General features: G+C 65.4%; 10 protein-coding genes. 6 read left to right on the plus strand and 4 right to left on the minus strand.

What is annotated here, in order from left to right; all coding sequences use genetic code 11:
• Nucleotides 1–128 precede the first annotated feature (128 nt).
• The 6 genes from M9952_03120 to M9952_03145 all read left to right on the plus strand — a co-directional run bounded on the left by M9952_03120 (nt 129) and on the right by M9952_03145 (nt 5944).
• Nucleotides 129–1277, plus strand: a complete 1149-nt coding sequence (locus M9952_03120; protein ID MCO5311909.1) for an acyl-CoA dehydrogenase family protein — start codon at nt 129–131, stop codon at nt 1275–1277.
• A 75-nt stretch (nt 1278–1352) separates the two neighbouring features.
• Nucleotides 1353–2279, plus strand: a complete 927-nt coding sequence (locus M9952_03125; protein MCO5311910.1) for a sugar nucleotide-binding protein — start codon at nt 1353–1355, stop codon at nt 2277–2279.
• Nucleotides 2263–2490: a hypothetical protein gene (locus tag M9952_03130; protein MCO5311911.1), complete on the plus strand. Its 228-nt coding sequence runs from the start codon at nt 2263–2265 to the stop codon at nt 2488–2490. Before M9952_03125 ends, M9952_03130 begins: the two co-directional genes overlap by 17 nt.
• A 106-nt stretch (nt 2491–2596) precedes the next feature.
• A complete protein-coding gene (locus M9952_03135) occupies nt 2597–3631 on the plus strand; it encodes an LLM class F420-dependent oxidoreductase (GenBank protein MCO5311912.1) in 1035 nt (344 codons plus the stop codon).
• A gap of 24 nt (nt 3632–3655) precedes the next feature.
• Nucleotides 3656–5221, plus strand: coding sequence for an oligosaccharide flippase family protein (locus M9952_03140; GenBank protein ID MCO5311913.1), 1566 nt, complete (start codon nt 3656–3658; stop codon nt 5219–5221).
• A 45-nt stretch (nt 5222–5266) separates the two neighbouring features.
• A complete protein-coding gene (locus M9952_03145) occupies nt 5267–5944 on the plus strand; it encodes a hypothetical protein (GenBank protein ID MCO5311914.1) in 678 nt (225 codons plus the stop codon).
• Nucleotides 5945–6002: 58 nt separating this feature from the next.
• Here the strand turns inward: M9952_03145 and M9952_03150 are convergent, their stop codons facing one another.
• From M9952_03150 to M9952_03165, 4 genes are all read right to left on the minus strand, one after another.
• Nucleotides 6003–7625 (minus strand): HNH endonuclease, encoded by a 1623-nt coding sequence (locus tag M9952_03150; GenBank protein ID MCO5311915.1) that lies wholly within the window; start codon nt 7623–7625, stop codon nt 6003–6005.
• A gap of 175 nt (nt 7626–7800) precedes the next feature.
• Nucleotides 7801–9018 carry an NAD(P)/FAD-dependent oxidoreductase gene (locus tag M9952_03155; GenBank protein MCO5311916.1) on the minus strand — a complete coding sequence of 406 codons (1218 nt, stop codon included), beginning with the start codon at nt 9016–9018 and terminating at the stop codon, nt 7801–7803.
• A 132-nt stretch (nt 9019–9150) separates the two neighbouring features.
• Complete coding sequence (locus M9952_03160) at nt 9151–10605, minus strand: WS/DGAT domain-containing protein (GenBank protein ID MCO5311917.1); 1455 nt, start codon at nt 10603–10605, stop codon at nt 9151–9153.
• A complete protein-coding gene (locus M9952_03165; GenBank protein ID MCO5311918.1) occupies nt 10602–12377 on the minus strand; it encodes a VanW family protein in 1776 nt (591 codons plus the stop codon). The genes M9952_03160 and M9952_03165 overlap by 4 nt, the downstream gene beginning before the upstream one ends.
• Nucleotides 12378–12464: the final 87 nt, after the last annotated feature.

The raw sequence follows: 12464 nt of genomic DNA on the forward strand, positions 1-12464 counted from the left end.
ATGGGCTTCTGAGCATGGGCTTCTGAGCATGGGCAGAGGCCGGACCGAGGCCAGGCCGAGGGTGGAGTAGCGGCTGGGGTCGCGGTGGTTCTTGACCGCACGGTCAAGAGACGACTGAAGTGGACTCCATGGACTTCGAATTGCCGGCCGACGACGACCCGCGGCGCCTTGCGGTGCGGGCGTGGCTCGACGCTCACCCGGAACCGACGGCGCGGCAGTTGGCCGAGGCCGGCTATGTCGCGCCGCATCTACCTCGCCCATGGGGCCTCGACGCCGATCCGATCCACCAGATCATCATCGATGCCGAACTCAAGGCCGCTGGCGTCCGTAGGCCCTCCAACCAGATCGGTATCGGCTGGGCGTTGCCGACGATCCTTGCGGCGGGCACCGAGGAGCAACAGCGGCGCTACGCGATGCCGGCGCTGGCAGGTGAGGAGATCTGGTGTCAACTCTTCAGCGAGCCGGGGGCAGGATCCGACCTCGCCAGCATCTCGACCCGGGCGGAGCGCGACGGCGACGAGTGGGTGATCAACGGCTCGAAGATCTGGACCTCCCTGGCCCAGGTGTCCCAGTTCGGCATCCTCATCGCTCGCACCGATTCGACCGGGTCGAAGCACGATGGCATCACCTATTTCGTATGCCCGATGGACCTCCCGGGGATCGAGATCCGCCCGATCCGTGAGATGACGGGCATCGCGTTGTTCAACGAGGTGTTCTTCACCGACGTTCGGATTCCGCACGGCAACGTCGTCGGGGAGATCAACAAGGGGTGGGGGCTTGCCAAGGTCACTCTGGGCAACGAACGCGTCTCGCTGTCGGGCGGGGGAGCGTTGTGGGGTCAAGGCCCCGACGCCGGCGACCTGTTCGAGGTGATCCGAACCGCCGGCGGGCTCGAGGATCCGCTCCTGCGCCAACGGGCGGCCCAACTCCATATCGAGTCGGAGATACTGCGCCTGATCCGGCTGCGAACGGTCAGCGCCATGATCAACCGCACCCGGCCCGGCCCCGAGGCGTCCATTCGCAAACTGCTCGCCGACGAGCACGGCCAACGAATCATGGAGTTGGCCAAGGACCTCGCCGGAACGGCCGGGATGTTGAGCGACGTCGGTCCCTTCGGAGGCCCGGTCGACATGTGGGAATTCGGCTACATGTTCGCCCGGGCGCTGACCATCGGCGGGGGAACCACCGAGGTGCAGCGCAACATCCTCGGTGAGCGGGTGCTTGGACTTCCACCGGAGCCGGCCGCGGGCGGTGCCGGCTCGGGTTCGGGTTCGTGAGGGGGTCGTGAGGGGGCTCGTGAGGAGGGTGCGATGAGGAGGGTGCGATGAGGAGGGTGCGATGAGGAGGGTGCGATGAGGGTGCTGATCACCGGCGGAGCAGGGGTGCTTGGATCGGCGCTCGTGCGTGTGGCTACCGAACGGAGCGATACCGGGGCAAGCGCTGACGCCGGGGTGAGCGCCGATACCGGGGCGAACGCTCGCCACCAGGTGGAGGTCACCGTTCGGCGCCGAGACTCCGTCACGCCCCCCGGGGCCAAACGCCATATCGTCGAACTCACGCAACCGATGGCGTTCTGGAGCGTCGTCGAGCGGCGCCGCCCCGATGTGGTCATCCACACCGCCTATTCGCGCAGCGATCACGTCGCGACCGTGGACATCACCTCCGAGGTGGCGACGGTGTGTGCGACGTTTGGCGTGGAGTTGATCCACGTCTCCACCGACGCCCTCTTCGACGGTGATCATGCGCCCTACGACGAGTCGGCGCTCCCGGCACCGGTCACGCCTTATGGGCGGGCGAAGGCGCGGTGTGAGGAGATCGTGAGCGAGAACTGCCCCGACGCCGCGATCGTGCGGACGTCGTTGATCGTCGCCGACGACGCGAGCGACGGAACCTCGGCCTGGTTGGTTGAGGCGTTGCGGGCCGGGCAGCGCACGACCTTGTTTCACGACGAGTTCCGGTGCCCGATCCGCGACGTCGACCTTGCGAAGCTGCTGTGGGGCCTCGTCGACCTGGACGCCGCCGAACGTCGGGGTGTGTGGCACCTCGTCGGCCCGGAGCGTCTCAGCCGGGTGGAACTCGGCCATCGAATCGCCCGTCGAATGGGTCTCGACGGTTCGCTCATCGATGAGGCCTCGTCGGACTCGATGCCGGGCCGCCGCCCGAAGGATCTGGCCCTCGGTGCGGCTCGAATGCAGCGGTGGCTCGAATCGGGACGGTCCGGGGATGCGTGCTGGCCTGCGCCGATCGGTAGTGTGGAAGGTCATGGCTCTCGTAACTGACCCCGTGTTCAACGTCAACGATCGCGTCGTCGCCACCGTCGACCTCGGAGCGGTTCCGGCCGGCACCCCGGGGCGGGTGATCCTTCGTAACGGCATCTCGTCGTTTCGCTATCGCGTGTTCTTCGATATCGGTGGCCCGAATGGAACCGACGTCGGCCACGTGACCGGGGACGTGTTGGCCCGAGCCGATCGCAAGGGAAACCGCAAATAGGCAAATAGTTCGTGGGGGGCCGGTGCTCGCCGGTGCTGGTGCCAGGTCGACGACTGGTGTGACACCGGGGTCGACGTTCACAACCCAACAGGGGGGAAACAACATCATGAAGGTTTCGATGCAACTGCCGTACGCCGGTGGTTTCGATGAGTCGGTCGATCAGGTGGTCGAGCTGGAAAAGGCGGGGCTCGACATCGTCTACGTCGCCGAGGCGTACAGCTTCGATGCGGTCTCGGCCATGGGCTATATCGCGGCGAAGACCTCGACGGTGGAGATTGCCTCGGGAATTTTGCCGATCTACACCCGCACGCCGTCGCTGATGGCGATGACCGCCGCCGGGGTGGATTACGTCTCGGGTGGACGTTGCATCCTCGGTCTCGGAGCCTCGGGTCCGCAGGTCATCGAGGGGTTCCACGGCCTGACCTACGACGCTCCCCTCGGGCGTACCCGTGAGATGATCGACATCTGTCGCAAGGTGTGGGCCCGCGAGGAGAAGCTCACCTACGACGGCAAGTATTACCAGCTGCCGTTGCCCGAAGGGCAAGGGACCGGGCTCGGAAAGCCGCTCAAGATCATCAATCATCCGGTTCGCGCTCGTATCCCGATTCAGATCGCGGCGCTGGGACCGAAGAACATCGAGATGACCGCCGAGCTCGCAGAGGGTTGGATTCCGATCTTCTACCACCCGGAAAAGGCTGACGACGCGTTCGGCGAGGCGATCCGCAAGGGCACCGCCAAGCGAGATCCTGAGCTTGGACAGCTCGACATTGTGGCCGGGGGTCTCGTGTGCGTCGGAGATGACGTCAAAGGGGTGCTCGATCGTCTCCGGCCGATGGTGGCGCTGTATGTGGGCGGCATGGGGGCTCGCGACAAGAACTTCTACAACCAACTCTTTCAGCGGTACGGCTACGAAGCGGAGGCCAAGGAGATCCAGGACCTGTATCTCGACGGCAAGAAGGACGAGGCCGCCGCGGCCGTTCCGGTGGAGTTCCTCGAGGCGACCAACCTGGTCGGGCCCGAGGGATACGTGAAGGAACGCATCGCCGCGTTCAAGGAGTCGGGGGTGACCATCCTGTCGGCCATTCCGATGGCGGAGAATCAACCGGCGTTGATCGAACAGCTCAAGAGCTGGATCTCCTGATCCGCTGCCTGTGATCCGCTGCCTGTGACCGAAACCTCCGAATCCCCTGACGACATCGCTGCGGCGAGGGCCTCGCGCGCAGTTGGGTCCGGTGCGGGTGGTGCGTCGGCCGGCGGCGAGCCGGCTGGCGCCGGCGAGCCATCGATCGGCAAGAAGGCTGCCGGCGGGTTCGCGTGGGCGCTCGTCGGCTTCGCGCTGATGCAGGTCGGGTCGTTCGCGACCTACAGCATCGCCACTCGAGTCCTCGGCGACGAGGGGATCGGCGTCTCCGCCACCGCGCTCACCTTGGTCTTTTGGATCGATGTGTTGTTGTCGGTGGGGCTCGGGGCCTCGCTGATCTACGAGCAGGAAACCGGACAGACCAAACGGGTGGCGGTGGCCTTCACCGTGAACCTGATGGTCGCCGCGGTGTTGGCAGCCCTTTGCTTTTTCGGGGCCGACACGATCGATCGTCTGCTCGGGGCAGAGCACCCCGAGATGTTCCGGGTGCTCGCCGCGCTGATCGTCGTCAAAGGCTTGGGGCAGGTGCCTGATGCCATGTTGAAGCGCGAGCTCGACTTCAAGCGTCGAGTCCGCGCTGATTTCACGCGGTCGATCGGTCGATTCGTCGTGACGGTGTCATTGCTGAACGCCGGGGTCGGACCGGTGTCGATGGTCATCGGCGTGCTCGTCGCCGAGATCGCTGCGGTTTCGGTGACGTGGTTCCTCGTGCGGTTCAAACCGGTGCTGAGCTTCGACCGCGTGGTGGCAGGACAGATGCTGCGGTTTGGTGCGGCGATGTTCGGCGCTCAACTTCTCGGCATGTTGTGGCTGCAGGGCGACTATTTCTTCATCGCCCACACATGGGGTGCCAAGTCGAGCGAGTACGGCAGCTACTTCACCGCGTTTCGGCTGCCTGAGCTGATTCTCGGCAGCGCCTACAACCTGTTTTCCAATGTGGCGTTCCCGGCGTACTCGGCGGCGCGCAAGCGCGGATCCGATGCGCTTCGCGAGGCCTCGCTCAAGAGTCTGCGGTATCTGTGCTTCTTCGGCTTCACCGCGAGCATCGGGATGTCGCTCATCGCCAGGGATTTCATCTCGGTGCTCTTCCCGGACATCACCGGCGCCATCCCGATCATGGAACTGCTGTGTGTGGCAGCCGGGTTCGTCGGGGTCGGCTATGCCTCGGGCGACATCTATGCGGCGATCGGCAAGCCGCGTCTCGGCATCTACTTCGCGGCGGTGTTCGTCCCGGTGCTCTTCGCAGGGTTCGTCATCGCGGTTCGACACAGCACTATCTGGGTGGCAGCCGTGCACGTCGTGGTGATCATCCCGTATTCGGCGTTTCGGATCGAGGTCGCCAATCGCCTCATCGGGACGACCTGGCGTCAATCCCTCGCAGCGCTGAGGCCGTCCGCCGCCGCCGTCGCCGGGCTGGTGGCCCTCGCGCTGCCGGTACGCCTTTTGCTCGCTCAAGGGTTCGGATCGCTGATCGCCATCGTCGTCGCCGGCGTGGTCGGTGCCGGGCTGGGGCTCCTTGTCGGCGATCGAGCGATGGTGCGTGAGATCGTCGCCGGGGTGGGTATCGTCCGTTCCAAATTCGCCAGATAGTTGCGGCGCTACCGCAACGCTTCAAGAAGGATTTACGCTGACAACATGGCCTCAATCAAGGGACTGAAGGACCGCCTCAACGAATGGAAGCCGCGTATTGCGTCGACCTTCGTCGTGTATCTGGAGGCGAAGAAGTCGCCAATCGACCCGGAGACGATCGACACGTCGTTCACCATGGTGACCGTGACGTCGCCCGACGATCCGCTTCTGCCGAAGCTGACCTCGTCGAAGCGCCAACTGAAAATCGCCCGCGACGCCATCGCTTCGGGGCACTGGGACATCCTGGTTGCGCTCGACGCCGACGGTGAACCCGCGGGTCGGATTTGGCAGACCTTCGACACCGAGCGGGCGCTGGCCCACGGGGTTCCTCGTATGAAGCTGGCGGCGGATGAGGTGCTGATGTTCGACCTGTTCGTCGCACGCCAGTACCGGCGCAGCGGTATTGCGATGACGATGGCCGATGCGTTCTTCCGGCGCTATGACCCCGACGTCTCCGACATGAAGCTGACGTACGGGTTCATCACCTACGAGAACGCCCCCTCGATTCTGTGGCACCACTCGGTCGGATTCACCATCGTGCAGACGGTGAATCTGCTGGAGATCGGGCCGTTCATCCGTTGGAAGATCCCGTTTTCCGACGTGCCCCGTTTCGGGCCGATGTCGCGCAAAGGCCGGCACACCAATCCGGAACGCGAACTCTTCGGACCGGCGCTACTGCCGTAGATGTAGGCCCGAGCACCCGGCCGAGCCGGGCGATTGGTGTCACTTCGGGCGGTAGGCGTCAGCTCGGGCGGTAGAGCAGGCCTTCGACCCAGGTGGTGAGGGCCCAGGAGGTGAGCGGAGCGCCGCCACCGTTGGGCTTGGCGCTGTACTTGTCGATCGGGGGGTTGCCGAGACGTTCGCGCAGCGCTTGCGCACTCGGAGCCGGTGTTGCCTCGGCGAGCGCACTCATCGCCATCGTGTTGCCCAGCAGTGTTCCGGTTTGATCGCGGAACTCGGCACGGCCGTCGACGATGGCTGCATGAAGATGCCCACTGTGAATTCTGCGGTGGTGAAATGAACACAGCGGCAGGAGATTGTCGATATCGGTCGGGCCGTCGGGATACGGGGTGACGTGGTGATAATGGAGAAATCTCGTCTGGCCGCATCCTGGCACCGCGCATCCGCCGTAGTGGAAGCGCAGCATCTTTCGTTGGGCCGGGGAGGCGAAGCGGTGCTCGGTGCCCAACTTGAGGGGGACCCCCTTTTGGTGCCAGAGGAGTTGTAACGTGCCGGCCTTCGCCAGCATCGAGACGACCTCGGGGGTGAGCGGCGTGCCGTCGAGAAGGGTCGCGACCGAGTCGGGTCGGAGTTTCTGGGTGACCAACGTGTCGATATCGATCAAGACGTTGACACAGAACGGCTCGTTTCCCTCGCGTGTGAGGTTCAGGGTGCGCGCTCCCTCGATTGCGAGGCGGGCGAAGTGGTACATCACCGTGTAGTTGGAGGGAACAGCCACGCGCTCGCGTGGTGAGTCGACCCCCGGGTCGGCTGAGGGCTCGGCTGAGGGCTCGGTGGGCGGGCCCGAATTGGTGTCGGTGCTGTCGGAGTCGGTGCTGTCGCCAGTGCCAGTGCCAGTGCCAGTGCCAGTGCCAGTGGGGTCGGCGCCCTTCATGGATTTTGCAACGTCGAGGTCGTTGCGTTGAGCGCATCGCCGGGCGGCCTCGAAGGCCTCGTCGAGCAACGCTCCGAGCTCAAGTGGCGCTCGTCCGTCGACTCGCCAGCGACCGAGATCATCGACCCAGGTTCGCCAATAGGTGAGTGCGTCGTCGCTCTGGTCGTCGCCGGGATCCGGAACCGGGGGAGGGCTTGAGGGCTCGTCGTGTGTGGCTGCGTCGGGCTCGAGATCTGCCGCCGCTTCTGCAGCCCCGTCGGGCTCGAGATCTGCCGCCGCTTCTGCAGCCGCTTCTGCCGCTTGCTCTCCAGCTTGTTCGCGTTCCTTCTTCCGGTACCAGTTGAACGCTCGCCGTGCCTGCGGGGTGGTAGCGGTGGTGGCGATGGAGGCAAGCGCTTCATCGTTTTCCGGGCAGGCGACACGGGCGGCCATCGCCGCCATACCCAGGGAGACGGCCCCCTGGTGGGCGCGTTCCATGACCGTCGGCATCGAGTGCTGGGCGACGGCTTCGGCAACTTCGGCTACTTGCTGGGCCATGGAGCGGGTCATGCCACAGTTGACGATCAGCCAGTGGGTGACCGACCGCCAGTCGCCCGCGATGTTGTAGAGCGGATCGGCCACCATGTCGGCGACCCTGGTTGCGAGTCGGGCGTGTGCGGCGTTGATCTCTCCCGCAAGCAAGCGCACCTCGGCTTCGATCTCCTCGTAGTCGGCGTGGGCCCGGTTCATCTGTGCCACGTGATCGAACATGTGTCCATGATACACGGAGAACGAACACCGGTTCGACATTCCACCGTAGGTAAATCTACCCAGTGCTGTGGTGGGATGCGTTTGCGACGGATCGCGCGGCGATCAAGCTGGGGCGGCGATCAGGCTGGGGCGGCGATCAGGCTGGGGCGGCGATCAGGCTGGGTCGCCGCCGAGTTCAGACGTCGAAGTATCCGCCGCGTCCGCTGAGCACACCGCGCCGCCAACGCGAGGGCGTGTAGAGAAGTCCTCGGGGCGAGTCCTCGAACAACCAACGGATGAAGTTGCGCCGTGTCCAGTCGCTTCTGTTGGTGATCCACAACGCGATCGACGCACCCTTGCGGTGCCGAAGCGCCCGAGTCAGCAGCGAACTCATGCGATCGTCCGGCCCGAGTTCGCCGATCACTTCCTGCTCGTAGGAGGCCGATGCCGCCTCGGGGTCGTGCCAGTGGGCGTTGATGGCCTCTGCCGCCATGATGCCGGTCTGTAATGCCTGGCCGATGCCCTCGCCGGTCATGACATCACAGACCGCGGCCGCATCGCCGACGAAGAGAACCGGTCCGTGCGACAGCGAGACCCGTCCGACGCGACACGGTATCGGCCAGGCTCGATGCGGCTGTTCCGGCTCGATGTCGGGTCCCAGCAACTCGCGAACGTGAGGGCGTTCAAGTAGGTCGAGCCACAACTCCTTCATGTCGCCGACGGCCTGTTTGCCTCCTCGTTCGATTCCGAATCCGATGTTGGCCCGTCCGTCGCCGAGTGGGAAGGACCAGAAGTACCCGGGCAGGAAGTCCTGCTCGAAGAACACCACCAGGTCGGTGGCGGCTCGCCCGGACACGTTGCGGACGTATTGACGAAAGGCGTGCCATTCGCCTCGGTAGCCGGGTTCGGCATCGCCGAGCAGCTTGCGGGTGGGAGACCACATGCCATCGGCGGCAATCACGTGGCGCGCGTGGAGGTCGCCGAGCCCGGATGCGGTGACCGTCACCGACCCGTCGAGATGTTCCTCGATGGCGTCGACCGCAGCGCCCTCGTGCACGACCGCCCCCACCTTGCGGGCATGGGTCACCAACGCCGCGTCGAGGTCGCGCCGCTCGGCGACGACCGCGAAGAGGCCCTGGCTGCGATCGGGGAGCGGGTAGGCGATCTCGTCGCCGTAGGGAGGCCGGATCGAAACCTGCGAAATCGGGGTCCATGACGGGACCCCGGCGGGATCGAATCCGAGTTGATCGAGGCGCCGTAGCGCCCCGGCGGTGAGTCCATCGCCGCAGATCTTGTCGCGCGGAAAAGTCGCCTTGTCGATGACGACCACGCTGCGGCCCAGTTGGGCGAGGCGGGTCGCTGCGGCGCTTCCGGCGGGACCAGCTCCGATGATGACGACGTCGACCAACTGCACGCGACAACGCTAGGACGCCAAGCCCGTCAACGGCGAACCGGGCTCGCGCTTCCGAGGTTCGTGGCCGAGGTTCGTGGCCGAGGTTCGTGGACGAGGTTCGTGGACGAGGTTCGTGGACGAGGTGGCCTCGGTTCAGATCTCGCCGGCAGCGAGGATGTCCTCGAATCCGGCGGCGAGACATGCGATCAGCTGCTCGGGATCGGCGATGGCCGCCGGGTCCGAGACGATGCCGATGTCGAGGGTGCCGTCGTAGCTCAACAGGGTTGCGTTGAGCGCAGACCCCGACAGCGGGCCGAAGGGGAATTGGGCGAGCAGTTTCGCACCGGCAAGGTACATGGCCACGGGCGGCCCGGGAACGTTGGAGGCTGCGAAATCAACCGATTTCGCAGCGGAGGAGAACACCGAGGTGACCGCAGCGGTAGGAAACCGGTTGATGATGCCCGACACCGGTTCGACGAGTTCGTTCGCCGGTTCGTGGCGCGCCCCATCGACGATGTCGTGGATGGTCGACATCAACTCGACAGGATCGGGGAGGTCGATGGGGATCTCGACACGGGCCGGAATAAACGCGTTCCCGCCCCCATCACCAGCCCCGCTACCAACCCCGCCGTCGGCGTTGTGCATGCTGATCGGAATCGCGAGTCGCAACTCGTCGCAGTCGACGTCGTGCGCGAGGTGGTAGCGATACATGCCCCGCGCCAACGCCGCGACGAACGCGTCATTGAGCGTCCCTCCGGCCGCCCGACCGGCGCTGCGCAACGCTTCAAGGTCCACCGTGAGGGTGTCGAAGCGCAGCGACAGGGAACGTTCGGTCATCAGCGGGCTCATGGTGTGGGTGCCCGGTCGCGCCACCCGTGCGAGCGAGGCCGCCAGTGCGGCTCCGTCGCGCAGCGCCGTGGCGGGGTCGGTGAGCGCATGTTGTGCATTGTCGAGCAGGGTGCCGGCGATACGTCCGAAAACGGCCAGTTGGTGTCGCGTCTGGTGTTCGATGGCGTCGGCGAATCGCTCGGGCTGGCTGAGCACGTGTGCCTGCGGGATCGGCGGAAGCTCGCGTTCGTCGGCGTCGGGTTCGAAATCGAACAACTCGAGTTGCAGCTGTACGGCGGTGATCCCATCCGCGATCGAGTGGTGCACCTTCATCACGATGGCGGATCTCCCGTTGGGGAGGCCCTCGATCACGATCGCCCGCCACAGCGGTCGGGCACGGTCGAACCCGGACATCGCCACCGGCTCGGCGATGCTCAACACATCGCGCATCGTTGCGGAACCGGGTGCCCGAACCCACCACAGGTGAAAGGAAAGATCGAAGTTGGGGTCGGTCTCCCAGCGGGGAGGCGCAACCGACAACGTGTTGGACCGCACCCGTTGGCGCAGCCGGGGTACGGTCCTGGTCATCCGCTCGACCCGGCGGGTCAGGACGTCGCGATCGATGGTGCCGTCGAGGAGGAACACCACGGTGATGGTGGAGCGAAGCGACGGATCCTTCTCCAGGGACCACATGAGCGCTTCGGTGTCGTTCATCCGATCGTGATGGCCCAGAGCGATGGTCGCTTCGTGACCGGTGGTGTCGCTTCGGCGGTCACTCATGGCTGTTCCTTCCCGGCGTCGGTGCTCGCCGCTTCGCTCGAAACTGGGATCCGCCACGGGGTGCCGGCATCGGCGATCCCGGAGGCGACGTCGCTGTCGAGTGTGGCACCCGTTGGCGACACGGGGCTCGAACTCAGGTGCGAGCTGCCCGGTTTTTCGCAGTTGTAGTGATGGCGGAACGTGTCGGTCTCGGTGCGGCCGTCGACAAAGGTTCGGGTCCGGGTGACGCTGACGTTGCCGTTCTCGCCGCACCCAGATGTGCGGGAGATGGCGCTCTGTTCTCCGGAGACCCAACGGGTGGACCACATCTGCACCGTGATCGAACTGTTGGTGTACGTCGGCCAGATCACCACGCCGTAGGGGGTGTTGTTGCGAATCTTGAGATCGACGCTGGGATAGGCGAGGGTCGCCTCGCGCCCGTAGGGGTAGCGGGAGATGTACAGCGAGTGCGGCTTGTGCTCCACGATGTCGAGGCCGGCGAAGAAGGCGGCGTTGAACGTGGTCGTGGCCCATTGGCTGACCCCGCCGCCGACGTCCTCTTTGAACTCGCCCTGTTCGATGACGCCCGCCTCGACGAAGCCCTTCTCGACGGTACGTTTGCCGACGTGGTCGTTCGCCGAGAAGGTTTCGCCCGGGGCGATCAGGACGCCGCGGGTGAGATCGGACATTCGATGGATGTTCTTCACGCGGGCCTGTCCCGCGGCATGGCGGGTCGTGAACTCGCCGATGACCTCCTTGACCCCGAGGGTCGATGCCCACTCGACACCCTCGGCCGCGGTGATCGTTCGTGTTGCCAGCTCGACCGAGGGCTGCGCGCTGAGGAGCGCCTCGGTGATGCGATCAGCGGCGTCGGTCTGACAGCACACCTGGGCATCGTGGCCCGGAACCGGGGTCGGGACACCGTTGACGATGTCAAAGCTCACCCCCGTCGGGTTCGCAGGTATCGACAGGTTCGAGACGAGTTGCAGGTTGATGATGTCGTGGTCGACGGCGAGTTCGGCCGTGTCGCCGTCTGCGGACATCGACAGTGCTCCGGCGAGGTTGTCGCCGGTCAGCGTGAACGATTCGTCGCCCGCGGTGATATCGAGGGAGCCCGCGGTGATCTTGTTGGCTTGATCGACGACGGCCTGGACCGCGTCGTCGCCGAGTTTCGGCGGGAAGGTGACGGGTTCGGCCGACAGGGTGATGGTCTCGCCGATCGAGTCGATGGCGCTCGGCAGCCGTGTGAGGACGTCGGTGAGGTCGATGCCCGAACCGTCCTGGCCTTGGACAAGATGAAACGTGGTGCTGTCGACGGCCATCGTCGGTTCGATCGGATCGACCCGATGATCGGCCTCAAGCTCGGAAAAGGTCGCCTGCGCGGCATCATCGTCGATGTCGATCGCGACGTCGACCTTGCGCGGCGAGAACCACGACATGGCCCAGCGAATGGGTGCGATCCCGAGCGGGTCGGCGTGGCCGGGGCGCATCGCGGCGCGAACGGTTCGTTCGGAATCGAGGCTCAGCCCCAGCTGTCCGGCGTTTGTCGACAGCGTCGCGTCGGGGATTTGGATGTCGACGGCGGTTTGCGCGAACTCCGAGGAGATGTCTTCCAGTGTCGAGTTGAGCTCCTCGCGGTTCTGCCCACCGATGTCGACTCCGACGAGATGCACCGAGCTGGCGACCGTGCCCGGATCGCTCCTCCCGAACAGCGCCCAGGCTCCCAAGAGGACGAGATAGAGCAACACCGGCGTCGACAGCGCGGCGAGGACGAGAGCTTTGGGACGCGACACCCCTCCAGATTCGCGCAGGTTCGCGCCGCGATCGCGCCAATCGGGCGCAATTCAGGGCGGAATCCGGAGAATCGCCTCAGGAGAGTC

It is taken from the genome of Microthrixaceae bacterium (assembly GCA_023957975.1).
In the GTDB taxonomy this organism is placed as follows: Bacteria; Actinomycetota; Acidimicrobiia; order Acidimicrobiales; family Microtrichaceae; genus JAMLGM01.

Excerpts from the sequence above, each read along its gene's own strand:
- M9952_03120 (MCO5311909.1), top strand. The coding sequence starts at position 129 with ATGGACTTCGAATTGCCGGCCGACGACGACCCGCGGCGCCTTGCGGTG.
- M9952_03135 (MCO5311912.1), top strand. The coding sequence starts at position 2,597 with ATGAAGGTTTCGATGCAACTGCCGTACGCCGGTGGTTTCGATGAGTCG.
- M9952_03130 (MCO5311911.1), top strand. The coding sequence starts at position 2,263 with ATGGCTCTCGTAACTGACCCCGTGTTCAACGTCAACGATCGCGTCGTC.
- M9952_03125 (MCO5311910.1), top strand. The coding sequence starts at position 1,353 with ATGAGGGTGCTGATCACCGGCGGAGCAGGGGTGCTTGGATCGGCGCTC.
- M9952_03150 (MCO5311915.1), bottom strand. The coding sequence starts at position 7,625 with ATGTTCGATCACGTGGCACAGATGAACCGGGCCCACGCCGACTACGAG.
- M9952_03145 (MCO5311914.1), top strand. The coding sequence starts at position 5,267 with ATGGCCTCAATCAAGGGACTGAAGGACCGCCTCAACGAATGGAAGCCG.
- M9952_03160 (MCO5311917.1), bottom strand. The coding sequence starts at position 10,605 with ATGAGTGACCGCCGAAGCGACACCACCGGTCACGAAGCGACCATCGCT.